17 protein-coding genes and 1 pseudogene are annotated in these 23,449 nt (G+C 60.3%); 16 read left to right on the plus strand and 2 right to left on the minus strand.

What is annotated here, in order from left to right:
* Positions 1 to 83: 83 nt before the first annotated feature.
* The 16 genes from hutU to JFT87_RS06740 all read left to right on the plus strand — a co-directional run bounded on the left by hutU (position 84) and on the right by JFT87_RS06740 (position 21,344).
* On the plus strand, positions 84 to 1,787 hold the full coding sequence (gene hutU, locus JFT87_RS06665; RefSeq protein WP_201199868.1) for a urocanate hydratase: 1,704 nt from the start codon (positions 84 to 86) through the stop codon (positions 1,785 to 1,787).
* A gap of 166 nt (positions 1,788 to 1,953) precedes the next feature.
* Positions 1,954 to 3,426: a purine-cytosine permease family protein gene (locus tag JFT87_RS06670; RefSeq protein WP_201199870.1), complete on the plus strand. Its 1,473-nt coding sequence runs from the start codon at positions 1,954 to 1,956 to the stop codon at positions 3,424 to 3,426.
* 68 nt (positions 3,427 to 3,494) lie between these two features.
* Positions 3,495 to 4,463: an ABC transporter substrate-binding protein gene (locus tag JFT87_RS06675; RefSeq protein ID WP_201199872.1), complete on the plus strand. Its 969-nt coding sequence runs from the start codon at positions 3,495 to 3,497 to the stop codon at positions 4,461 to 4,463.
* A gap of 70 nt (positions 4,464 to 4,533) precedes the next feature.
* The gene (locus tag JFT87_RS06680; protein ID WP_201199874.1) at positions 4,534 to 5,385 is read left to right on the plus strand and encodes an ABC transporter permease; all 852 of its coding nucleotides are present in this window, start codon (positions 4,534 to 4,536) and stop codon (positions 5,383 to 5,385) included.
* On the plus strand, positions 5,382 to 6,212 hold the full coding sequence (locus JFT87_RS06685; protein ID WP_201199876.1) for a quaternary amine ABC transporter ATP-binding protein: 831 nt from the start codon (positions 5,382 to 5,384) through the stop codon (positions 6,210 to 6,212). The genes JFT87_RS06680 and JFT87_RS06685 overlap by 4 nt, the downstream gene beginning before the upstream one ends.
* 141 nt (positions 6,213 to 6,353) lie before the next feature.
* Positions 6,354 to 7,877 carry a histidine ammonia-lyase gene (hutH, locus tag JFT87_RS06690; RefSeq protein ID WP_201199878.1) on the plus strand — a complete coding sequence of 508 codons (1,524 nt, stop codon included), beginning with the start codon at positions 6,354 to 6,356 and terminating at the stop codon, positions 7,875 to 7,877.
* 118 nt (positions 7,878 to 7,995) lie between these two features.
* Positions 7,996 to 9,528 carry a histidine ammonia-lyase gene (hutH, locus tag JFT87_RS06695; protein ID WP_201199880.1) on the plus strand — a complete coding sequence of 511 codons (1,533 nt, stop codon included), beginning with the start codon at positions 7,996 to 7,998 and terminating at the stop codon, positions 9,526 to 9,528.
* Between the two features lie 585 nt (positions 9,529 to 10,113).
* A complete protein-coding gene (hutI, locus tag JFT87_RS06700; protein WP_201199882.1) occupies positions 10,114 to 11,319 on the plus strand; it encodes an imidazolonepropionase in 1,206 nt (401 codons plus the stop codon).
* Between the two features lie 10 nt (positions 11,320 to 11,329).
* A complete protein-coding gene (gene hutG / locus JFT87_RS06705; protein ID WP_201199884.1) occupies positions 11,330 to 12,133 on the plus strand; it encodes an N-formylglutamate deformylase in 804 nt (267 codons plus the stop codon).
* A 243-nt stretch (positions 12,134 to 12,376) separates the two neighbouring features.
* Entirely contained in the window at positions 12,377 to 13,348 is a 972-nt protein-coding gene (gene pip / locus JFT87_RS06710) for a prolyl aminopeptidase (RefSeq protein ID WP_201199886.1), read from the plus strand.
* The gene (gene dtd / locus JFT87_RS06715) at positions 13,345 to 13,782 is read left to right on the plus strand and encodes a D-aminoacyl-tRNA deacylase (protein ID WP_201199888.1); all 438 of its coding nucleotides are present in this window, start codon (positions 13,345 to 13,347) and stop codon (positions 13,780 to 13,782) included. Before pip ends, dtd begins: the two co-directional genes overlap by 4 nt.
* Positions 13,783 to 14,103: 321 nt before the next feature.
* The gene (locus JFT87_RS06720; protein WP_201199890.1) at positions 14,104 to 15,936 is read left to right on the plus strand and encodes a glucan biosynthesis protein G; all 1,833 of its coding nucleotides are present in this window, start codon (positions 14,104 to 14,106) and stop codon (positions 15,934 to 15,936) included.
* Positions 15,929 to 18,499, plus strand: coding sequence for a glucans biosynthesis glucosyltransferase MdoH (mdoH, locus tag JFT87_RS06725; RefSeq protein ID WP_201199893.1), 2,571 nt, complete (start codon positions 15,929 to 15,931; stop codon positions 18,497 to 18,499). The genes JFT87_RS06720 and mdoH overlap by 8 nt, the downstream gene beginning before the upstream one ends.
* A gap of 286 nt (positions 18,500 to 18,785) precedes the next feature.
* A complete protein-coding gene (locus tag JFT87_RS06730; protein ID WP_201205098.1) occupies positions 18,786 to 19,583 on the plus strand; it encodes a transporter substrate-binding domain-containing protein in 798 nt (265 codons plus the stop codon).
* 74 nt (positions 19,584 to 19,657) lie between these two features.
* Positions 19,658 to 20,617, plus strand: coding sequence for an amino acid ABC transporter permease (locus JFT87_RS06735; RefSeq protein ID WP_201199896.1), 960 nt, complete (start codon positions 19,658 to 19,660; stop codon positions 20,615 to 20,617).
* Positions 20,610 to 21,344, plus strand: coding sequence for an amino acid ABC transporter ATP-binding protein (locus JFT87_RS06740; protein ID WP_201199898.1), 735 nt, complete (start codon positions 20,610 to 20,612; stop codon positions 21,342 to 21,344). Before JFT87_RS06735 ends, JFT87_RS06740 begins: the two co-directional genes overlap by 8 nt.
* Positions 21,345 to 21,474: 130 nt before the next feature.
* Here JFT87_RS06740 and JFT87_RS28770 read toward each other — a convergent pair whose 3' ends face one another.
* Positions 21,475 to 22,347 (minus strand): methyl-accepting chemotaxis protein, encoded by an 873-nt coding sequence (locus JFT87_RS28770; protein ID WP_446739726.1) that lies wholly within the window; start codon positions 22,345 to 22,347, stop codon positions 21,475 to 21,477.
* Positions 22,333 to 23,391: pseudogene (locus tag JFT87_RS28775) on the minus strand (methyl-accepting chemotaxis protein); the annotation flags it as partial. The pseudogene JFT87_RS28775 and the gene JFT87_RS28770, both read right to left, overlap by 15 nt.
* Between the last annotated feature and the right edge of the window lie 58 nt (positions 23,392 to 23,449).

A 23,449-nucleotide genomic window follows, 5' to 3' on the forward strand; every position in this document is an offset into this window, starting at 1 on the left:
TTCGCTTGTGGCGCTTTGACGCGCACAGGCTGGCTTGCCCACTGCCAGGGTTGGTTTGAATTGATCGCTGAGGAGTCTTTTTCGTGACTGACAATACCCAGAAACCTACTGCTACTACATTTACGAAGCATCGTGACGTCGAAATCCGCGCCGCCCGCGGTAACAAGTTGACCGCCAAGAGCTGGATGACTGAAGCGCCGCTGCGCATGTTGATGAACAACCTCGACCCTGCTGTCGCCGAGAACCCTAAAGAACTGGTGGTTTACGGTGGTATCGGTCGTGCAGCGCGTAACTGGGAATGCTACGACAAGATCGTTGAAAGCCTGACCAACCTGAACGACGACGAGACCCTGCTGGTGCAATCCGGCAAGCCGGTCGGCGTGTTCAAGACCCACACCAATGCACCGCGCGTACTGATCGCCAACTCCAACCTGGTGCCACACTGGGCGAGCTGGGAACACTTCAACGAACTCGACGCCAAAGGCCTGGCCATGTACGGCCAGATGACCGCCGGCAGCTGGATCTACATCGGCAGCCAGGGCATCGTCCAGGGCACCTACGAAACCTTCGTTGAAGCCGGTCGCCAACACTACAACGACAACCTCGCCGGTCGTTGGGTCCTGACTGCCGGCCTCGGCGGCATGGGCGGCGCTCAGCCTTTGGCCGCGACCCTGGCCGGCGCTTGCTCGCTGAACATCGAATGCCAGCAGGTCAGCATCGATTTCCGTCTGAACAGCCGTTATGTCGATGAACAAGCCACCGACCTCGACGACGCGCTGGCCCGCATCGCCAAATACACCAAGGAAGGCAAAGCGATTTCCATCGCCCTGCTGGGCAATGCGGCGGAAATCCTGCCGGAACTGGTCAAGCGCGGCGTGCGCCCGGACATGGTCACCGACCAGACCAGCGCCCACGATCCGCTCAACGGCTACCTGCCAGCCGGCTGGACTTGGGAAGAGTACCGCGCTCGCGCCAAGACCGAGCCGGCTGCCGTGGTGAAAGCCGCCAAGCAATCGATGGCGGTGCACGTTCAAGCGATGTTGGACTTCCAGAAAATGGGCGTGCCGACTTTCGACTACGGCAACAACATCCGTCAGATGGCACAAGAAGAAGGCGTGGAAAACGCATTCGACTTCCCAGGCTTCGTCCCGGCTTACATCCGTCCGCTGTTCTGCCGCGGCATCGGTCCGTTCCGTTGGGCTGCACTGTCGGGCGATCCGCAAGACATCTACAAGACCGACGCCAAGGTCAAAGAACTGATCCCGGACGACGCGCACCTGCACAACTGGCTGGACATGGCCCGCGAGCGCATCAGCTTCCAGGGTTTGCCGGCACGTATCTGCTGGGTTGGCCTGGGCCTGCGCGCCAAGCTCGGTCTGGCGTTCAACGAAATGGTTCGCAGCGGTGAATTGTCCGCGCCAATCGTCATCGGTCGCGACCACCTGGACTCCGGTTCGGTAGCCAGCCCGAACCGCGAAACCGAGTCGATGCAAGACGGTTCCGACGCTGTGTCCGACTGGCCACTGCTCAACGCCCTGCTGAACACCGCGAGCGGCGCGACCTGGGTTTCCCTGCACCACGGCGGCGGCGTCGGCATGGGCTTCTCCCAGCACTCGGGCATGGTGATTGTCTGCGACGGTACGGACGAAGCGGCCGAGCGTATCGCTCGCGTCCTGCACAACGACCCGGCGACCGGCGTTATGCGTCACGCCGATGCGGGTTACCAGATCGCGATCGACTGCGCCAAGGAGCAGGGCCTGAACCTGCCGATGATTACCGGTAAATAACACGCAAAACCTGTGGGAGCGGGCTTGCTCGCGAAGAGGTCGGCACATTCAACATCTGTGCTGGCTCACCCACCGCTTTCGCGAGCAAGCCCGCTCCCACAAAAAAGCGGTTTCCACACCAATCGGTTTCACCGCAATTCCCATAACAATCCACAGAGGTTGAATCATGGCTGTTAACAGCGATCGTGCAGGCAGTAAACCGTTGATCGAGAAACGTTCGATCGACTACATCCCGGAAGCGGAAAGACACGGTCGTCTATTAAGTCAGTTCACCCTGTGGCTGGGTGCCAACCTGCAAATCACCGCGATTGTGACCGGCGCTCTGGCCATCGTACTCGGCGGCGATGTGTTCTGGTCGTTGATCGGTTTGCTGATCGGGCAACTGCTCGGCGGCGGCGTCATGGCGCTGCACGCGGCCCAAGGCCCGCAATTGGGCTTGCCGCAGATGATCTCCAGCCGCGTGCAATTTGGCGTGTATGGAGCGGTGATTCCGCTGGTGTTGGTGTGCCTGATGTATCTGGGCTTCACCGCAACGGGCACGGTACTGTCCGGCCAGGCGCTGGGCCAGCTGTTTAACGTCAGCGACAGCGTTGGCATCCTGATTTTTGCCAGCGTGATTGTGCTGGTGACGGTGCTCGGTTATCGCGTGATCCACTGGATCGGCCGTGTCGCCAGTGTTATTGGCGTGATCGCCTTCGTGTTTCTGTTCTGGCGTTTGATGAGCCAGACCGACGTCGGCGCACTCCTGCAAATTCGTCATTTCAGCTGGAGCAGCTTCCTGCTGGCGGTGTCGCTGTCGGCGTCCTGGCAGATCGCGTTCGGCCCTTACGTGGCGGACTACTCGCGTTACCTGCCGCGCAGCACCTCAGCCGTGAAAACCTTCTGGGCCGTGGGCCTGGGTTCAGTGCTCGGGGCGCAGGCGTCGATGGTCTTCGGTGTATTCGCCGCGGCCTCCGCCAACGGTCAATTCGCCGGTCACGAAGTCGCCTACATCGTTGGTCTGGGCGGCACCGGTGCCACCGCTGCGCTGCTGTATTTCAGCATCGCGTTCGGCAAGGTGACCATCTCGACGCTGAACTCCTACGGCAGCTTCATGTGCATCGCGACCATCATCAGTGGTTTCAAAGGCCACCTGACCGTCACGCGCATGCAGCGTCTGGTTTTCGTATTGGTGATCGTTGGCACAGCGACGCTGATCGCGCTGCTCGGTCAGCACTCGTTCCTCGGTGCGTTCAAGTCTTTCATCCTGTTCCTGCTCGCCTTCTTCACCCCGTGGAGCGCGATCAATCTGGTCGACTACTACTGCATCACCCGCGAGCGTTATGACGTGCCGGCGCTGGCCGATCCAAACGGTCGCTACGGTCGCTGGAACCTGCTCGGTATCAGTGTCTACGTGTTCGGCGTGCTGGTGCAGTTGCCGTTCATCTCCACCAAGTTCTACACCGGTCCGCTGGTGGCAGCGCTGGGTGATGTGGATATTTCCTGGATCATCGGTCTGGTGTTGCCCGCCGCCGTTTATTACGTGTGCGCAAAAAAATGGCACAGCGCCGTACCCGATCAACTGATTCTGCCGGTCGAGCAGAACAGCGTTGCACAACCTGAAACAAGCGGGGCCGTTCGCGCTGCGGCGCAGGCCTGATTGGACGTGGACAGGGTGGATGCCTCTAGACTGCCGTAAGCCAACTCATGATTAGGAGTGTCACAACAATGCAATCGAACAAGACCCTGCTGACCACATTGCTTTCCATGGGCCTGCTGGCCAGTGCCGGCGCCACTCAGGCAGCCGGTTGGTGCGAGTCGGGCAAGCCGGTGAAGTTCGCCGGCCTGAACTGGGAAAGCGCGATGCTGCTGACCGACGTGCTGCAAGTCGTGTTGGAGAAAGGCTACGACTGCAAGACTGACAGTCTGCCGGGCAACTCCATCACCATGGAAAACGCCCTGAGCAGCAACGACATTCAAGTGTTTGCCGAAGAATGGGTTGGCCGCAGCGAGGTCTGGAACAAGGCTGAGAAGGCCGGCAAAGTCGTTGGTGTCGGCGCTCCGGTGGTCGGTGCGGTCGAAGGCTGGTACGTGCCGCGTTACGTGATCGAAGGCGATGCCAAGCGCAAGCTGGAGCCGAAGGCCCCGGACCTGAAGAACATTGCAGATCTGGCCAAGTACTCCGCCGTGTTCAAGGATCAGGAAGAGCCCTCCAAGGGCCGTTTCTACAACTGCCCGGCCGGCTGGACCTGTGAACTCGACAACAGCGAAATGCTGAAAAGCTATGGCCTGGAAAGCACCTACACCAACTTCCGCCCAGGCACCGGCCCGGCGCTGGATGCGGCGGTGCTGTCGAGCTACAAGCGTGGCGAGCCGATCCTGTTCTACTACTGGTCGCCAACCCCGCTGATGGGCCAGGTTGATCTGGTCAAACTCGAAGAGAAGCCAGGCGTGGACAAGAGCGTGACCATCAAGGTCGGCCTGTCCAAGACCTTCCATGAGGAAGCCCCGGAACTGGTGGCCGTGCTGGAAAAGGTCAACCTGCCAATCGACATCCTCAACCAGAACCTCGGACGCATGACTAAAGAGCGGATCGAATCGCCAAAACTGGCCAAGATCTTCTTGAAGGAACATCCTGAAGTCTGGCACGCATGGGTGAGCGACGACGCAGCCAGGAAAATCGATGCGGCCTTGTAGATTAAGCCTCTCCGACTGCCGGCAATGGCAGTCGGACACTTGATCGCAACCCCTTGATTGAGAGTCTCTTATGTTTCCCGAAAGTTTTACTTTTTCCATCGCCGACTGGGTCAACACTTGGGTTGATTCGCTGGTCACCAACTACGGCGACGTGTTCCGGCACATCTCCGACACCTTGTTGTGGGCCATCGTCAATCTTGAAGGCATGCTGCGTGCGGCGCCCTGGTGGCTGATGCTGGCAATCGTGGGCGGCATTGCCTGGCACGCGACCCGCAAAGTGGTGACCACGGCTGTCATCGTCGGGCTGCTGTTCCTGGTGGGTGCGGTCGGCCTCTGGGACAAGCTGATGCAGACCCTGGCGCTGATGATGGTAGCGACGATCATTTCGGTGCTGATCGGCATTCCGCTGGGCATTCTCTCGGCGCGCAGCAATCGCCTGCGTTCGGTGCTGATGCCGTTGCTGGACATCATGCAGACCATGCCGAGCTTCGTGTACCTGATCCCGGTGCTGATGCTGTTCGGCCTGGGTAAGGTCCCGGCGATTTTTGCCACGGTGATCTACGCCGCGCCACCGCTGATCCGCCTGACCGATCTGGGTATTCGCCAGGTTGACGGTGAAGTGATGGAAGCGATCAACGCCTTCGGTGCCAATCGTTGGCAGCAACTGTTTGGCGTGCAACTGCCGCTGGCCCTGCCGAGCATCATGGCCGGGATCAACCAGACCACCATGATGGCCCTGTCGATGGTAGTGATTGCCTCGATGATCGGTGCCCGTGGCTTGGGCGAAGACGTGTTGGTGGGGATTCAGACCCTCAACGTCGGACGTGGGCTGGAGGCCGGTCTGGCGATCGTGATTCTGGCAGTGGTCATCGACCGCATTACTCAGGCGTATGGTCGGCCACGGCATGAGGTGAGCAAATGAGCAACGCAGCCATCAGCAAAATCGAAGTCAAAAACGTCTTCAAGATTTTCGGCAACCGTTCCAAGGACGCGCTGGGCATGATTGCCCAGGGCAAGACCAAGGATCAGGTGCTGGCCGAAACCGGCTGCGTGGTCGGCGTGAACGACTTGTCGCTGAGCATCGGCACTGGCGAGATCTTCGTGATCATGGGCCTGTCGGGTTCCGGCAAATCGACCCTGGTGCGTCACTTCAACCGCCTGATCGACCCGACCAGCGGCGCGATCCTGGTAGACGGCGTGGACATCCTGCAATACGACATGGAAGCCCTGCGCCAATTCCGTCGTCACAAGATCAGCATGGTGTTCCAGAGCTTCGGCCTGCTGCCGCACAAAACCGTGGTGGATAACGTCGCCTACGGCTTGAAAGTGCGTGGCGAGAGCAAGCAAATGTGCTCGGAGCGCGCGCTGCACTGGATCAACACCGTGGGCCTCAAGGGCTACGAAAACAAATACCCGCACCAGCTCTCGGGCGGCATGCGTCAACGTGTGGGCCTGGCCCGCGCCCTGGCGGCGGATACCGACATCATCCTGATGGACGAAGCGTTCAGCGCCCTCGACCCTCTGATCCGCGCCGAAATGCAGGACCAGTTGCTTGAACTGCAAAAGACCCTGCACAAAACCATCGTCTTCATCACCCACGACCTCGATGAGGCCGTGCGCATCGGCAACCGCATCGCGATCCTCAAGGATGGCCGGCTGATCCAGGTCGGCACACCGAAAGAGATCCTGCACTCGCCGGCGGATGAATATGTGGATCGGTTCGTACAGCGACGGGCCGCGGTGGTTTAACAGATTTGCGGGCGGTGAAGTCTATTGTGGCGAGGGGGCTTGCCCCCGTTGGGCTGCGCAGCAGCCCCAGCGCTCGAACGGGGGGCAAGCCCCCTCGCCACAGGGTTTCATTGATCAATAGAATTTTGTATGAGGCTCCAGATGTCCCAGGCTAATAAAATCGTTATTACAGGCGACCACCTGCGTTGGCAGGATGTGGTGGCCGTCGCCCGTCATGGCGCACAGCTTGAGCTGTCGACCGAGACCTGGGCGCGGATCGACAATGCCCAGGCGATCGTCCAGCGGATCGTCGCCAGCGGCGAGCGCGCCTATGGCGTCAACACCGGCCTCGGCGCCTTGTGCAACGTCTCGCTCAAAGACGAACAACTCAGCCAACTGTCGCGCAACACGTTGCTCAGCCACGCTTGCGGCGTCGGCGCGCCATTGGCCGACGAACAGACTCGCGCAATTATCTGTGCCGCGATCCGTAACTACAGTCACGGTAAATCCGGCATTCATCGCCAAGTGGTCGAAGGCCTGCTGGCGCTGCTCAATCGCGGCATCACCCCGCAAGTGCCGTCGCAAGGTTCGGTGGGTTACCTGACTCACATGGCCCACATCAGCATTGCGCTGTTGGGTGTCGGCAATGTCAGCTATCGCGGGCAGATCGTTTCCGCTCAGCAAGCCTTGGCCGAAGAAGGTCTGCAACCGGTTCAGCTCGGCGCCAAGGACGGTTTGTGCCTGGTCAACGGCACGCCGTGCATGACCGGCCTCAGCTGCCTGGCGTTGGCTGACGCGACGCGTCTGGTGCAATGGGCTGACGTGATCGGTGCCATGAGTTTCGAAGCCCAGCGCGGTCAGATCGCCGCGTTCGATGCCGAGATCATCGCGCTCAAACCGCACCCGGGCATGCAGCAAGTCGGCATCAACCTGCGGGCGTTGCTCGATGGCAGTGAAGTGATCGCCAGCAGTAAAGGTATTCGTACTCAGGATGCGCTAAGTATCCGTTCGATCCCGCAAGTTCACGGCGCTGCTCGCGATCAGCTTGAGCACGCCAGACAGCAGATCGAAACCGAACTCAACTCGGTCACCGACAACCCGATGCTGCTGGGTACTCCGGACAACTATCGTGTGATGTCCCAAGCCAACCCGCACGGCCAATCGGTCGCGATGGCGGCGGACTTGCTGGCGATTGCCATGGCCGAAATCGGCTCCATCGCCGAGCGTCGCCTGGACCGTTTGATCAACCCGCACGTCAGTGGTTTGCCGGCGTTCCTGGTGGCTAATCCGGGGGTGAACTCCGGGATGATGATCGTCCAATATGTCGCCGCTTCGCTGTGTGCGGAAAACCGTCAACTGGCGCAACCGGCAGTGCTCGACAACTACGTCACTTCGGGCTTGCAGGAAGACCATTTGAGCCTGGGCACCAACGCCGCGCTGAAGCTGCATCGCGCCCTGGAAAACTGCACGCAGATCCTCGCCATCGAGTACCTGCTGGCGGCCCAGGCGTTTGAATTCTTGAAAGAGCAACGTTTCGGCGCGGGTACCGATGCCGCTTGGCGTCTGCTGCGCGAACGCGTCCCGGCTTACGACCAGGACCGCTGGCTGGCGCCGGATATCGCTGCTGCTGCCAGTGTGTTGAAAGACCCGATTTTGCTGCACAACGTTCTATCGAATTTGCACTGAAAAACTACCCTGCCAGCGTGCCAAGGCGCCGGATGCCCAAAAGGCTGAAAGCGACGGATAACGGAATGCTCCGGAGCGAATGGCAAGTTAATAACAATGTCTCAAAAGGAGCATTTAAATGACTGCGCTTAATTTGATTCCCGGCCAACTGAGCCTTGCCCAACTGCGTGATGTTTATCAGCACCCGGTCAAAATCACCCTCGACAACAGTGCCTCGGCCCAGATCAACGCCAGCGTTGCCTGCGTGGAACAGATCCTCGCTGAAAACCGCACCGCCTACGGCATCAACACCGGTTTCGGTCTGCTGGCTTCGACCCGCATCGCCAGCGAAGACCTGGAAAACCTCCAGCGCTCGCTGGTGCTGTCCCACGCTGCCGGTGTGGGCGAGCCGATCAGTGACGCGTTGGTGCGACTGGTCATGGTGCTCAAGGTCAACAGCCTGAGCCGTGGTTTTTCCGGCATTCGCCGCGTCGTGATCGACGCGCTGATCGCGCTGATCAACGCCGAGGTTTACCCGCACATTCCATTGAAAGGTTCGGTCGGGGCATCCGGCGACTTGGCGCCTCTGGCCCATATGTCCCTGGTGCTGTTGGGTGAAGGCAAGGCTCGCTACAAAGGTGAGTGGATGGAAGCCACCGAAGCGCTGAAAGTCGCCGGTCTGACCCCGCTGACCCTGGCTGCCAAAGAAGGTCTGGCGCTGCTCAACGGCACTCAGGTTTCTACCGCTTACGCATTGCGTGGCTTGTTCGAAGGCGAAGATCTGTTCGCTGGTGCCCTGGCCATTGGTGGTCTGACAGTTGAAGCGGTCTTGGGCTCGCGCTCGCCGTTCGATGCACGCATCCACGCCGCTCGTGGCCAGAAAGGCCAGATCGACGCCGCTACCGCTTACCGCGATTTGCTGGGTGAGCGCAGTGAAGTCTCCGATTCGCACGAGAACTGCGAAAAGGTTCAGGACCCATATTCCCTGCGCTGCCAGCCGCAAGTCATGGGCGCCTGCCTGACCCAGTTCCGTCAGGCCGCCGAAGTGTTGGCCGTCGAAGCCAACGCCGTTTCGGACAACCCGTTGGTCTTCGCTGCTGAAGGCGACGTGATCTCCGGCGGTAACTTCCACGCCGAACCAGTGGCCATGGCCGCTGACAACATGGCCTTGGCCATTGCTGAAATCGGTTCCCTGAGCGAACGCCGCATCTCACTGATGATGGACAAGCACATGTCGCAACTGCCGCCGTTCCTGGTGGCCAATGGCGGCGTGAACTCCGGCTTCATGATCGCCCAAGTGACCGCAGCGGCACTGGCCAGCGAAAACAAGGCGTTGTCCCATCCGCATTCGGTGGACAGCCTGCCGACTTCCGCGAACCAGGAAGACCACGTGTCGATGGCTCCGGCGGCCGGCAAGCGTCTGTGGGAAATGGCCGAAAACACCCGCGGTGTGCTGGCGGTGGAATGGCTGGCGGCGTGCCAGGGTCTGGACCTGCGTGACGGTCTGAAGACTTCGACGAAGCTGGAAAAGGCCCGTGCCATCTTGCGCGCTGAAGTGCCGTTCTATGAGAAGGACCGTTTCTTCGCACCGGACATCAATGCGGCGAGCGAGTTGTTGTCGACCCGTTGCCTGAATGAATTGGTGTCGGCGAAGTTGCTGCCTAGCCTGTAAGTGGGTTTTCAGGGGAGGTTTGTTGTTACTGAAATCTATCCCCCTCACCCCAACCCTCTCCCCCAAGGGGGAGAGGGGGAAGGGAGCCGATCTTTATGGTTTTCAGAACCAGAGTTCGGCTCGGGAGTCAGGTCGATGTACCTCGACAGAGCAATCCGGTCAGTCCTTTTTCTTCCCTGTGAGAGAGGGGGAAGGGAGCCGATCTCGGTGAGCTTCAAGACCTGAGTTCGGCGCAGGAGTTTCAGGTCGATGTACCTCGACAGAGCAATCAGGTTAGTCCTTTTTCTTCCCTGTGAGAGAGGGAAAAGGGGTGCCGATCTCGGTGAGCTTCAAGACCTGAGTGCGGCTCGGGAGTTTCAGGTCGATGTAGCTCGACAGAGCAATCAGGTTAGTCCTTTTTCTTCCCTGTGAGAGAGGGAAAAGGGGTGCCGATCTCGGTGAGCTTCAAGACCTGAGTGCGGCTCTGGAGTTTCAGGTCGATGTACCTCGACAGACCAACCCGGTCAGTTCCCTCTCCCTCCGGGAGAGGGCTAGGGTGAGGGGCTTTTCAAGGCTCCCCGCCAAACGAACCTAACGGAGGCCAGGATGAAAACGCTCTGGCAACACTGTCACGTCGCAACCATGGCGCAAGGCGTCTACTCGATCATCGAGGATGCGGCCATCGTGACGTCCGGTGCGCACATTGAGTGGGTCGGCCCGCGCAGCGAACTGCCGGCCGGCGAATACCCGGCCGTCAACGATTTGAAAGGGGCCTGGGTCACCCCGGGCCTGATCGACTGCCACACCCACACAGTGTTCGGCGGTAATCGCAGCGGCGAATTTGAACAGCGCCTGCAAGGCGTCAGCTACTCGGAAATCGCCGCGGCGGGTGGTGGCATCGCCAGCACCGTGCGCGCCACTCGCGCGGCCAGCGAAGACGAACTGTTCGCCAGCGCCGCCAAGCGTCTGAAAAGCCTGATGCGCGACGGCGTGACCACGGTCGAGATGAAGTCCGGCTACGGCCTCGATCTGGCCAGCGAGCGCAAGATCCTGCGGGTCATTCGTCGCCTCGGCGCCGAGCTGCCGGTCAGCGTGCGCAGCACCTGCCTGGCCGCCCACGCCTTGCCGCCGGAATATAAGGATCGCGCCGACGATTACATCGACCACATCTGCGCCGAGATGCTGCCGGCCCTGGCTGCCGAAGGGTTGGTGGATGCGGTCGACGCGTTCTGCGAATACCTGGCGTTCTCGCCGGTCCAGGTCGAGCGCGTGTTCATCACTGCCCAGGCACTCGGTTTGCCGGTGAAGCTGCATGCCGAGCAGTTGTCGTCCCTGCACGGTTCGAGCCTGGCGGCGCGTTACCACGCACTGTCGGCCGATCACCTGGAGTTCATGACCGAAGACGACGCCATCGCCATGGCCGAGTCCGGCACTGTCGCGGTGCTGCTGCCGGGTGCGTTCTACTTCCTGCGCGAAACCCAGTTGCCGCCGATGGACGCCCTGCGCAAACACGGGGTGAAAATCGCTATCGCCAGCGACCTCAATCCCGGCACTTCGCCGGCGTTGTCGTTGCGCTTGATGCTGAACATGGCCTGCACCTGTTTCCGCATGACCCCGGAAGAAGCACTGGCCGGCGCAACCATTCATGCTGCCACGGCGCTGGGCATGGCCGAGACTCACGGGTCGCTGGAAGTTGGCAAGGTCGCAGACTTCGTCGCCTGGCAAATCGATCGTCCCGCTGACCTGTCGTACTGGCTGGGCGGCGACCTGGAAAAACGCATCGTGCGTCACGGTGTCGAAACAAGTATTTAGGAGAGCAGTTGTGGATAAGGTTCTGAACTTCAAACAAGGCCGCGTGCCGCTGCTGATCAGCATGCCCCACGCTGGCCTGCGCCTGACCCCGGCGGTCGAGGCCGGGTTGATGCCCGACGCACGCAATCTGCAGGACACCGACTGGCACATTCCGCTGCTTTACGAATTCGCCGCCGAGCTGGGTGCCAGCACCCTGGATGCCGAGTACTCGCGGTATGTCATTGATTTGAACCGGCCGTCCGACGACAAGCCGCTGTACGCTGGCGCGACCACCGGTCTGTACCCGGCAACGCTGTTTGACGGCACTCCATTGTTCCGCGAGGGCATGGAGCCGTCTGCGGCGGAGCGGGCGACCTATCTGGAGCAAGTCTGGACGCCTTACCACAGCACGTTGCAGAACGAGCTGGCGCGACTGAAGGCCGAGTTCGGCTACGCACTGTTGTTCGATGCGCACTCGATCCGCTCAGTGGTCCCGCACCTGTTCGACGGCAAACTGCCGGACTTCAACCTCGGCACCTTCAACGGCGCCAGTTGCGATCCTCAGTTGGCCTCTCAGTTGGAAGCGATCTGCGCCAGGCACACCGATTACAGCCATGTGCTGAACGGCCGCTTCAAGGGCGGCCACATCACCCGGCATTACGGCAACCCGGCCGAGAACTTCCACGCGGTGCAACTGGAGCTGGGGCAGTGCACGTATATGGAAGAGTTTGAACCGTTCCGTTACCGGCCTGATTTGGCGGCGCCGACGCAGGTGGTGTTGAAGGAGTTGCTGCAGCACTATCTGGCCTGGGCAAAGTCTCACTACACCGCATAACCCCCTGTGGGAGCGAGCCTGCTCGTGAAGGCGTCCGGTCAGCCAGCATCTACGTTGACTGACACACCGCATTCGCGAGCAGGCTCGCATCCCACAGGATGGTGTACACCCTGCGAAGTTGATGGCTGACAAACGGTGACTGTCCCGGAGCATGCTCATTGACGTAATTCGGGTTTATGATGCCGGACGGCAGAATAATTGAAGTCCCCCCAGGGATGACCTCGACCCCTTACGGAGCGTGCAATGCAGACTTTGTACCCGCAGATCAAACCCTACGCCCGGCACGATCTGGCCGTCGATAAAACCCACACGCTGTATGTCGACGAAAGCGGTTCACCGGAAGGTTTGCCGGTGGTGTTCATCCACGGCGGCCCAGGCGCCGGGTGTGATGCCCAAAGCCGTCGGTACTTCGACCCAAACCTGTATCGCATCGTCACCTTCGACCAGCGCGGCTGCGGTCGCTCCACGCCCCACGCCAACCTTGAGAACAACACCACCTGGGATCTGGTCGCCGACCTCGAGCGGATCCGCAAACACCTGAACATCGAGAAATGGGTGCTGTTCGGCGGCTCCTGGGGATCGACCCTGGCGCTGGCCTACGCGCAAACCCATCCGGAGCGTGTCCACGGTCTGATCCTGCGCGGGATCTTTCTCTGCCGCCCGCAGGAAATCGAGTGGTTCTACCAGGCTGGCGCCAGCCGTCTGTTCCCCGACTACTGGCAGGACTACATCGCGCCGATCCCGCTGGACGAGCGCGGCGACTTGCTCACCGCTTTCCACAAGCGCCTGACCGGCAACGATCAAATCGCCCAGATGCACGCAGCCAAAGCCTGGTCCACCTGGGAAGGCCGAACCGCGACCTTGCGTCCGAATCCGCTGGTGGTTGATCGCTTCTCCGAGCCACAACGCGCACTCTCGATTGCTCGCATCGAATGCCACTACTTCACCAACAACGCTTTCCTTGAGCCGAACCAGCTGATCCGCGACATGGGCAAGATCGCTCATTTGCCCGGCGTGATCGTTCATGGCCGCTACGACGTGATCTGCCCGCTGGACAACGCCTGGGAATTGCATCAGAACTGGCCAAACAGCGAACTGCAGGTGATCCGCGATGCCGGTCACGCCGCGTCCGAACCGGGCATCACCGATGCGTTGGTGCGTGCCGCTGGTCAGATGGCCCGACGCTTGCTTGATCTGCCGCCTGAAGAAGCATGAAGGGCCTGCTGCAACGCGTGCGTGGCGCGCGAGTCGAGGTAGCGGGGGAAGTGGTTGGCGCGGTAGACCAGGGTTTGCTGGTGCTGGTGGCTGTCGAGCCCGAGGACACTCGGGCCAGCGCCGACAAACTTCTGCATAAGCTGCTTAACTATCGTGTATTCAGCGACGCCGAGGGCAAGATGAATCTGTCCCTGGCGGATGTCGGCGGTGGGTTGCTGCTGGTCTCGCAGTTCACCCTGGCCGCCGACACCAAGAGCGGGCTGCGGCCGAGTTTTTCGACCGCGGCACCTCCGGCCCTGGGCGAAGAACTTTTCGACTATCTATTAGGCAAAGCGAAACAGATGCATGGCACTGTGGCATCAGGTAGATTCGGCGCGGATATGCAGGTTCACCTGGTCAATGATGGCCCGGTAACCTTCCTGTTACAGACCTGACAGCCCCTGAAACAGGTTTTTAGGGGCATTTCGACTGAAAACAGGGGGTTTTCGCGATAAATACTTTGTTACCCCTGATGCGTTGTAACGCGGCCTACTAGATAATCGCGCGCTACGGGGATCAGCGTTCGTTGGTCCATTTTGACTTAGGTAGAGACTTGCCCGGAACCTATTGGGGAATCATTTAGCCCCATAGGAGTCGGAACAATGCTCGCCAACTTGGCAAGAGTGGTCTGTAGGGCCGGTTTTTTCATGCGGCACACCTCACAGGCCCTTTAACTGGCCGTTGGTTTTTTGATCTGTTTTCGGCGAGGGTTGCTCGTGATTGTTAGTCCCTGTAATGCACCAAAATTGTCTGCCAAACGGTTCCGAAGCGCACTGGTAGCGGGCTCTGCACTGCTCTGCCTGTTCAGCGCCGGCCAGCTTTGGGCATTCAATCTGGATGATGTATCGGTCAAGGCAAAAGAGCTGGCCGGGCAGAAATACGAAGCCCCGCGCAGTAACCTGCCGAACGAATTCCGCGATATGAAATTCGCGGACTATCAAAAAATTCGCTTCCTGACCGAAAAAGCCGAGTGGGCCGATCAGAAAACCCCGTTCAAACTGTCGTTCTATCACCAGGGCATGCATTTCGACACGCCGGTGAAGATCAACGAAATCACGGCCAACACCGTCGAAGAGATCAAATACGACCCAAGTCGTTTCGATTTCGGCGATTTGAAGTTCGATCCTAAAGCCACCGAACAACTGGGTTATGCCGGTTTCCGTGTGCTGTACCCGATCAACAAGGCTGACAAACAAGACGAAATCATGACCATGCTCGGCGCGAGCTACTTCCGCGTTGTCGGCAAGGGTCACACCTATGGCTTGTCCGCTCGCGGCATGGCCATTGATACCGCATTGCCGTCCGGCGAAGAGTTTCCGCGTTTCACCGAGTTCTGGATTCAACAGCCAAAACCGGGTGACAAGCACCTGGTGATCTTCGCTCTGCTGGATTCGCCACGCGCTACCGGTGCCTATCGCCTGACCCTGCGTCCGGGCAGCGACACCGTTGTCGACGTCAAGGCCCAGATGTTCCTGCGTGACAAAGTCACCAAGCTTGGCATTGCGCCGCTGACCAGCATGTTCCTGTTCGGCGCCAACCAGCCGTCGAAAGTGCTGAACTATCGTCGCGAACTGCACGACTCCAGCGGTCTGTCGATCCACTCCGGCAATGGCGAATGGATCTGGCGCCCATTGAACAACCCGAAACACCTGGCGGTGAGCAACTTCGCCATCGAGAACCCGCGCGGCTTCGGCTTGCTGCAACGTGGCCGTGACTTCAGCCACTACGAAGACCTCGATGACCGTTACGACAAGCGCCCAAGCGCCTGGATCGAACCAAAAGGCGATTGGGGCAAGGGTTCTGTAGACCTGGTGGAAATTCCGACCGCCGACGAAACCAACGACAACATCGTTGCCTTCTGGAGCCCGGAAAAACTGCCTGAGCCCGGCCAACCGCTCGACGTCGCCTATCGCATGCACTGGACCATGGACGAAGCCGCCATCCACGCCCCGGACAGCGCCTGGGTTAAACAGACTCTGCGTTCCACCGGTGACGTTAAGCAGTCCAACCTGATCCGTCAGCCGGATGGCAGCGTTGCCTATCTGGTGGACTTCGAAGGCCCGTCCCTGGCCGCATTGCCGGAAACTGCTGACGTGCGCAGTCAGGTCAGCGTTGGCGACAATGCCGAACTGGTCGAGAACAGCGTGCGTTACAACCCTGAAACCAAGGGCTGGCGCCTGACGCTGCGCATGAAAATCAAAGACCCGAGCAAGGCCACCGAGATGCGTGCAGCCTTGGTCGAGAACATCGTGCCTGAGGATCTGGCCAAGTCTTCGATCCCAGCCTCCAATTCTTCTGTTGCCAAGGCCGACAAGGTCGCCGCTAGGCAGCAAGAGAAAGAGGACAAGGAAGCCAAGGACGCCAAGCAAGCCAAGCAAGCGGACGCCAAGCAGGCCGATGCCAAGCCAGTTGCCGATGCCAAGAACAAGGACAACAAAGACGCCAAGCAGCCTGCTGCTGCGAACGCGGCCCCAGCCACACCGGAATCGACAGCGACTGAAGAAGTCCTGACCGAGACCTGGAGCAACCAGTTGCCTGCCGATGAGTAATTCTCAAGTACAGCCAGAGACTCTATCGGAGTATCTGGCGCATCTACCGATGACCGACGAGCAGCGCGCGGAACTCGCGGGCTGCCAGTCCTTCAGCGAACTGCACCAGCGACTTTCGTCCTCGACGTTCGACGCACCGACCGAGGCTGCTCAAGCCTCGGTGGGCAAGCGTCTGATCCTGAACAGTGCCGAAGAGCTGGAAGAGGCCGAGATGCTGGCGGTCGACGCCAGTGGTCGTGTCGTACTCAAAGCGACCCCGCCGATCCGCCGGACGAAAGTTGTGCCGGAGCCATGGCGCACCAACATTCTGGTGCGTGGCTGGCGCCGGATGACCGGTCGCACCAATCCGCCGGCGCCGCCGAAGGATGAACGCGTGTTGCCGGCCGCTCGCTGGCGCACCGTCGGTTCGATCCGTCGCTACATTCTGCTGGTGCTGATGCTCGGCCAGACCATCATTGCCGGCTGGTACATGAAAGGCATCATGCCGTACCAGGGCTGGGCGTTCGTCGACCTGAACGAAGTGCTGCATCAATCGTTGATGCAAACCGCCACGCAAGTGCTGCCATATGCGCTGCAAACCAGCATCCTGATTCTGTTCGGGATTCTGTTCTGCTGGGTGTCGGCCGGTTTCTGGACGGCACTGATGGGCTTCCTCGAGTTGCTCACCGGTCACGACAAATACCGCATCTCCGGTAAAAGCGCCGGCAACGAGCCGATTGCCAAGGACGCACGCACCGCACTGGTGATGCCGATCTGCAACGAAGACGTACCGCGGGTATTCGCCGGTCTGCGGGCGACCTTCGAGTCGGTTGCGGCCACGGGTGACCTGGACCGCTTCGACTTCTTCGTCCTCAGCGACAGTAACGAAACCGATATCTGCGTCGCCGAGCAACAGGCCTGGCTGGACGTGTGCCGTGAAGCCAAAGGCTTCGGCAAGATCTTCTATCGCCGTCGTCGCCGTCGCGTTAAACGCAAAAGCGGCAACCTCGACGACTTCTGCCGTCGTTGGGGCGGTGACTACAAGTACATGGTTGTGCTCGACGCGGACTCCGTGATGAGCGGCGAATGCCTGACCAGTCTGGTGCGCTTGATGGAAGCCACGCCGGACGCGGGGATTATCCAGACCGCGCCACGGGCATCAGGCATGGACACCCTTTATGCGCGCATGCAGCAATTTGCGACCCGTGTGTATGGACCGCTGTTCACCGCCGGCCTGCACTTCTGGCAGTTGGGTGAATCCCACTACTGGGGCCACAACGCGATCATCCGCATGAAACCGTTTATCGAGCACTGCGCCCTGGCGCCGTTGCCAGGTAAAGGTGCATTTGCCGGTGCGATCCTATCCCACGACTTCGTCGAAGCTGCGCTGATGCGCCGTGCCGGCTGGGGCGTGTGGATTGCCTACGACTTGCCGGGCAGCTACGAAGAGCTGCCGCCGAACCTGCTCGACGAGCTCAAGCGTGACCGTCGCTGGTGCCACGGTAACCTGATGAACTTCCGGCTTTTCTTGGTCAAAGGCATGCACCCGGTGCACCGTGCGGTGTTCCTGACCGGCGTGATGTCTTACTTGTCGGCACCGTTGTGGTTCTTCTTCCTCGTGTTGTCCACGGCGCTGCTGGCGGTGAACACGCTGATGGAGCCGCAGTACTTCATGGAGCCGCGACAGCTTTATCCGCTGTGGCCGCAATGGCACCCGGACAAAGCCGTCGCGCTGTTCTCGACGACCATCGTGCTGCTGTTCCTGCCGAAGTTGTTGAGCATCATCCTGATCTGGGCCAAGGGCGCGAAAGAGTTCGGTGGCAAGTTCAAGGTGACGTTCTCGATGCTGCTGGAGATGCTGTTCTCCATGTTGCTGGCGCCGGTGCGGATGATTTTCCACACCCGTTTCGTACTCGCCGCGTTCCTCGGCTGGGCTGCGACCTGGAACTCGCCGCAACGTGACGACGACTCCACTCCCTGGAGCGAAGCGGTCAAACGCCACGGTCCGCAAACCTTGCTGGGCTTCTTCTGGGCCTTGCTGGTGATCTGGCTGAACCCGAGCTTCCTCTGGTGGCTGGTGCCGATCGTCGGTTCGTTGATGCTGTCGATCCCGGTGTCGGTGATCTCCAGTCGTGTTGGCCTGGGCCTGAAGTCCCGTGACGAGAGCCTGTTCCTGATCCCTGAGGAATACAATCCGCCACAGGCCTTGCTGGCGACCGACCAGTACACCCACGAAAACCGTTATCACGCGTTGAAGGACGGCTTTATTCGGGCGGTGGTCGATCCACAGCAGAACGCCTTGGCGTGCTCGTTGGCGACGTCCCGTCACGGTCAGGCCGAGCCGATTGAGTTTTTGCGCGCCGAGCGCGTTCGTCATGCGTTGAAGGCCGGGCCTGCCGGGCTGAACAACCATGAGCGCCTGCAACTGCTGAGTGATCCGGTGGCACTGGCTCGCTTGCATGAGCAGGTCTGGAGCGAAGGCCACGCCGAGTGGCTGGACGCCTGGCGGCAATCGGTGAAAGCCGATCCCCATGCGCCGTTGCTGCCGCTCAAGCCTCTGAGTGCACAGCCTCAGTTGGCCTGACGAAAACCCCGCTTCCTTCAGACTCGGGGCGCTTCAAAAAGATCGCAGCCTTCGGCAGCTCCTACGGATGTATATCGTGTAGGAGCTGCCGAAGCTGCGATCTTTTGCTTTTCTGCCCTACAACAAGCCAACAAATCCTCCGTAAACCCTTGTGCAAACGAACGAGTGCGTTAGCATCCGTCCCCGAATTGGTGCGCCCGGGCAGCTTTCTGTTCGTATCTATCGGTTTTCAAAGGAAAATCGTCGATTGCGCGCCTCACAACGCAATGGTTTTGGGGGCTTGATGATGAAGAAGTATCTGTCGATGCTGCTGGTCGGCGTCACGGCATTGGTTGCAGTCAACGCGGCGCAGGCCGGCGCCATCGATGACGCGGTCAAGCGTGGCACGCTGAAAGTCGGCATGGACCCGACCTACATGCCATTCGAAATGACCAACAAGCGCGGCGAGATCATCGGGTTCGAAGTCGACATCCTCAAAGCCATGTCCAAGGCCATGGGCGTCAAGCTGGAGCTGGTGTCCACCGGCTACGACGGCATCATCCCGGCCCTGATGACCGACAAGTTCGACATGATCGGCAGCGGCATGACCCTGACCCAGGAGCGCAACCTGCGCCTGAACTTCAGCGAACCGTTCATCGTGGTCGGCCAGACCTTGCTGATCCGCAAGGACCTGGAAGGCACCATCAAGTCCTATAAAGACCTGAACACCGACGACTACCGCATCACCTCCAAGCTCGGTACCACCGGCGAGATGGTTGCCAGGAAGCTGATCTCCAAGGCCAAGTACCACGGCTACGACAACGAGCAGGAAGCCGTGCTCGACGTGGTCAACGGCAAGGCCGACGCCTTCATCTACGACGCGCCGTACAACGTTGTGGCGGTGAACAAGGTCGGTGCCGGCAAACTGGTGTTCCTCGACAAGCCGTTCACTTACGAGCCGCTGGCCTTCGGCCTGAAGAAGGGCGACTACGACAGCCTCAACTTCATCAACAACTTCCTGCACCAGATTCACGAAGACGGCACCTACGATCGCATCCATGACAAGTGGTTCAAAGACTCTGCTTGGCTCAAGGACATGGAATAAGGGCTTCAGCAGCGGTGTGTCAGTAACACCGCGCCGCTCCCATCGCGACACAGAATTCGGAACCATAAGACGCAATGAAACATAAAAAATCCCAATGGCCATGGCACGTTCTAACCGTGCTGTTGCTCATCGGCCTGGCCGGCGCGTTGTATTACGCCACCTCGCTGATGTCCTACGAATGGCGCTGGAACCGCGTGCCGCAGTACTTCGCCTACCACGCCGAAGAGTCCCAGCGCGCCGCCGACATCTCCACGGTCAGCGAACTGGCGCGCCAGGGCGACAAGGCTGAAGTCACCCTGCGCAATGAAGCGGGCGATGAGCAACACCTGAGCGTCGACGCAAACAGCCTGCAAGTAGCCCAGGGCGATGACGTGGCTGAAGGCGACGTGATCGGTGTCACCCGGCATTGGGCCGCCGGACCACTGCTCTGGGGGCTATGGACCACGTTGTGGCTGTCCGTGGTGTCGGGCGTGCTCGGGCTGTTGATCGGTCTGGCTACTGGCCTGTGCCGTCTGTCGAACAACCCGACCCTGCGTGATCTCTCGACCATTTATGTCGAACTGGTGCGCGGTACGCCGCTGTTGGTGCAGATCTTCATTTTCTACTTCTTCATCGGCACCGTGATGAACCTGTCCCGAGAGTTCGCCGGGATCGCCGCGCTGTCGTTGTTCACCGGCGCCTACGTGGCCGAGATCATCCGCTCCGGCGTGCAGTCGATCGCCCGTGGTCAGAATGAAGCAGCGCGCTCCCTCGGTTTGAGTGCTGGTCAGTCGATGCGTCATGTGGTGCTGCCACAAGCACTGAAACGCGTACTGCCGCCGCTGGCCGGGCAGTTCATCAGCCTGGTGAAAGACACCTCGCTGGTGTCGGTGATCGCCATTACCGAACTGCTGAAAAGCGGTCGTGAAGTCATAACCACCTCGTTCTCGCCGTTCGAAATCCTGTTCTGCGTGGCCGGGCTGTACCTGTTGATCAACCTGCCGCTGTCGAAAATCGCCAGCCGGCTTGAGCGGAGGCTCGCGCAAAGTGATTGAAGTCCGCGACCTGGTAAAAGTCTTCGACACTCGCGGCCAGGTTGTGCGCGCGGTGGATAACGTGTCCACGCAAGTGGCGAAGGGCGAAGTGCTGGTGGTGATCGGCCCGTCCGGCTCCGGCAAATCGACCTTCCTGCGTTGCCTCAATGGCCTGGAAGCATTCGATTCGGGCTCGGTGAGCATCGACGGCCTGCAACTGGCCGACCCGAAAACCGACGTGAATGCCTATCGTCGGGAAGTCGGGATGGTGTTCCAGCATTTCAACCTGTTCCCGCACATGACCGTGCTGGAGAACCTGTGCCTGGCCCAGAAAGTCGTGCGCAAGCGCGGCAAGAAAGAGCGCGAGGCCAAGGCCCTGGCGTTGCTGGAGAAAGTCGGCATCGCCCAAAAGGCCAACGAGTTTCCGTCACGCTTGTCCGGCGGCCAGCAACAGCGCGTGGCGATTGCCCGGGCGCTGGCGATGGAACCTAAGGTCATGCTGTTCGATGAACCGACCTCGGCGCTCGACCCGGAAATGGTCGGCGAGGTACTGGACGTGATGAAAACCCTGGCCGTGGAAGGCATGACCATGGTTTGCGTGACCCACGAAATGGGCTTCGCCCGGGAAGTGGCGGATCGGGTGCTGTTCTTCGATCACGGCAAATTGCTGGAAGACGCCTCGCCGGCCGAGTTCTTTGATGCGCCGAAGGATCCGCGAGCCCAGGCTTTCTTGCGGCAGGTGCTTTAATCGCGTCGACTGTCAGATCGCTTTCGCGAGCAAGCCCGCTCCCACAGTGGATCTCGGTCGAGCACAAAAAATGTGTTCAGCGAAAATCTAATGTGGGAGCGGGCTTGCTCGCGAATGGCTTCACCTCGGTTTAAACCTTAAACCGCCCAACCAACATCTGTAGATGCGTCCCCAACCGCGCCAGCTCAACGCTGGAGGCCGCGGTCTCTTCACTCGCTGCCGAGGTCTGCTCGGACACATCGCGCACGTTCAGCACGCTACGGTTGATCTCTTCGGCCACGGCGCTTTGTTGCTCGGCGGCAGCGGCAATCTGCTGGTTCATCGACTGGATCGCTGACACCGTGCGAGTGATGCTTGCCAACGAGCCACCGGCCCGGCGGGTCAGTTCGACGCTGCTGTCGGTCAGGCTGCGGCTGTTGTCCATGATGGTTGCGACTTGCTGGGTGCCGGATTGCAGGCCGACGATCAGCTCTTCGATTTCTTCGGTGGACTTCTGGGTGCGCTGGGCCAGGCTGCGGACTTCGTCGGCGACCACCGCGAAACCACGTCCGGCCTCACCGGCACGGGCGGCTTCGATGGCGGCGTTGAGCGCCAGCAAGTTGGTCTGTTGCGCTACGGACTTGATCACGTCGAGCACGCTGCCGATCTTGTCGCTTTCGCGCTTCAGATCGCTCATGGCGACGGTGGAGTTGCCGACTTCGATAGCCAGCCGCTCGATTTGGGCGATGGCTTCACCGACCACTTTGTCACCTTCGCGGGCCTGCTGATCGGCGGCGACGGCGGCTTCAGAGGCTTCCTCGGCGTTACGCGCGACTTCCTGCACGGTGGCCGTCATCTCGTGCATGGCCGTGGCGACCTGATCGGTTTCCACTTTCTGACTGTTGACCCCGGCGCTGGTTTGCTCGGTGACGGCGGACAGTTCTTCCGCAGCGCTGGCGATTTGCGTCACGCCGTTGCTGATACCGCCGATCAACTCACGCAGGCCCAGGGTCATGCTCTGCATGGCGCGCTGGAGCTGGCCCAGTTCGTCCTGACGTTCGGAGATGAGGTTGTGAGTCAGATCGCCAGCCGCGACGCGCTCGGCGACTTTGAGGGTCTGGCTCAGCGGAATGACGATCTGGCGAGTGATCGCCCACGCCGCGAGCAGGCCGAAAGCCAGTGCGAGGACGGTGGCCATCAGCAGCAGGTTTTTTGCGCTGGCGGCGTCGGTGTCCCGCACGATGGTTTGCGATGTGGTCAGTTTTTTGCTGAGGTCGAGCAGGATATCGCCTTGCTCGCTCATGCGTTTGAGCGCGGCGGCACTGGCCACTTGAGAGTCACGGAATTGGCTGACGGCAGCGCGATAGGCCTTGAGCGAGTCGGTGGCCTGTTGCAGGTTGGCGGCGTGCTGTTCCGGCAGATTGGCCGGCAGGGTCTCGAGGTTTTTCAGGGCGGCGTCGATGGCGTCCAGCGCCGGCTGCTCAGCTTCGGTCTTGGCGCTATAGGTGTAGCCGCGCACCTGGAAGCGCGCTTGCTGGATCAGTTTGCTCAGGTCGATCACGCTGTTGAACTGGGCGACGCTGTCGCCTTGCAGCAGCGCTTTCTCGACTTCAGCGACCTTGGCCACGGCGTTGTCGGCGGTAGCGCCAAGCTTGCTGCGAGCATCTTCGCGATTGGCACCGGCCTGGGTCATGGCGATAAAGGCTTGCTTGTACTGGCTGACGGCGGCCAGTTGCTGGTCGATCATCGCAACGTCGGCGGGTTGCTCGATCAGCTTGCGCGCGGTTTGCAGGCCAGCGTCGAGTTGGCCCACCAGGTCGTTGACCGCGCCCGGGCCTTGTTCGCCTCGGCGCATTTCGTAGTCCAGGCGCGCCAGGCGCAGGTCCTTGGTCAGCTCATTGAGACTGGAAATGAACCCCAGCTTATCGCCGCGGCTCATCACACCTGTCAGGCCGGTCCAGCCGGTAAAGGTGATCAAAAGGGTCAGGAGCAGGACGAGACCGAAGCCGACACCCAGTTTGCGATTAACGCTTACGTTTCCCAGTTTCTCGGCTAGCCAACGGTACATGCTGCTACTCCCCTCGGACCACAAATTGGTTTTATGAGGGCTGTATCGGCTGATGGGA

This window comes from Pseudomonas sp. TH15, assembly GCF_016651105.1.
In the GTDB taxonomy this organism is placed as follows: domain Bacteria; phylum Pseudomonadota; class Gammaproteobacteria; order Pseudomonadales; family Pseudomonadaceae; genus Aquipseudomonas.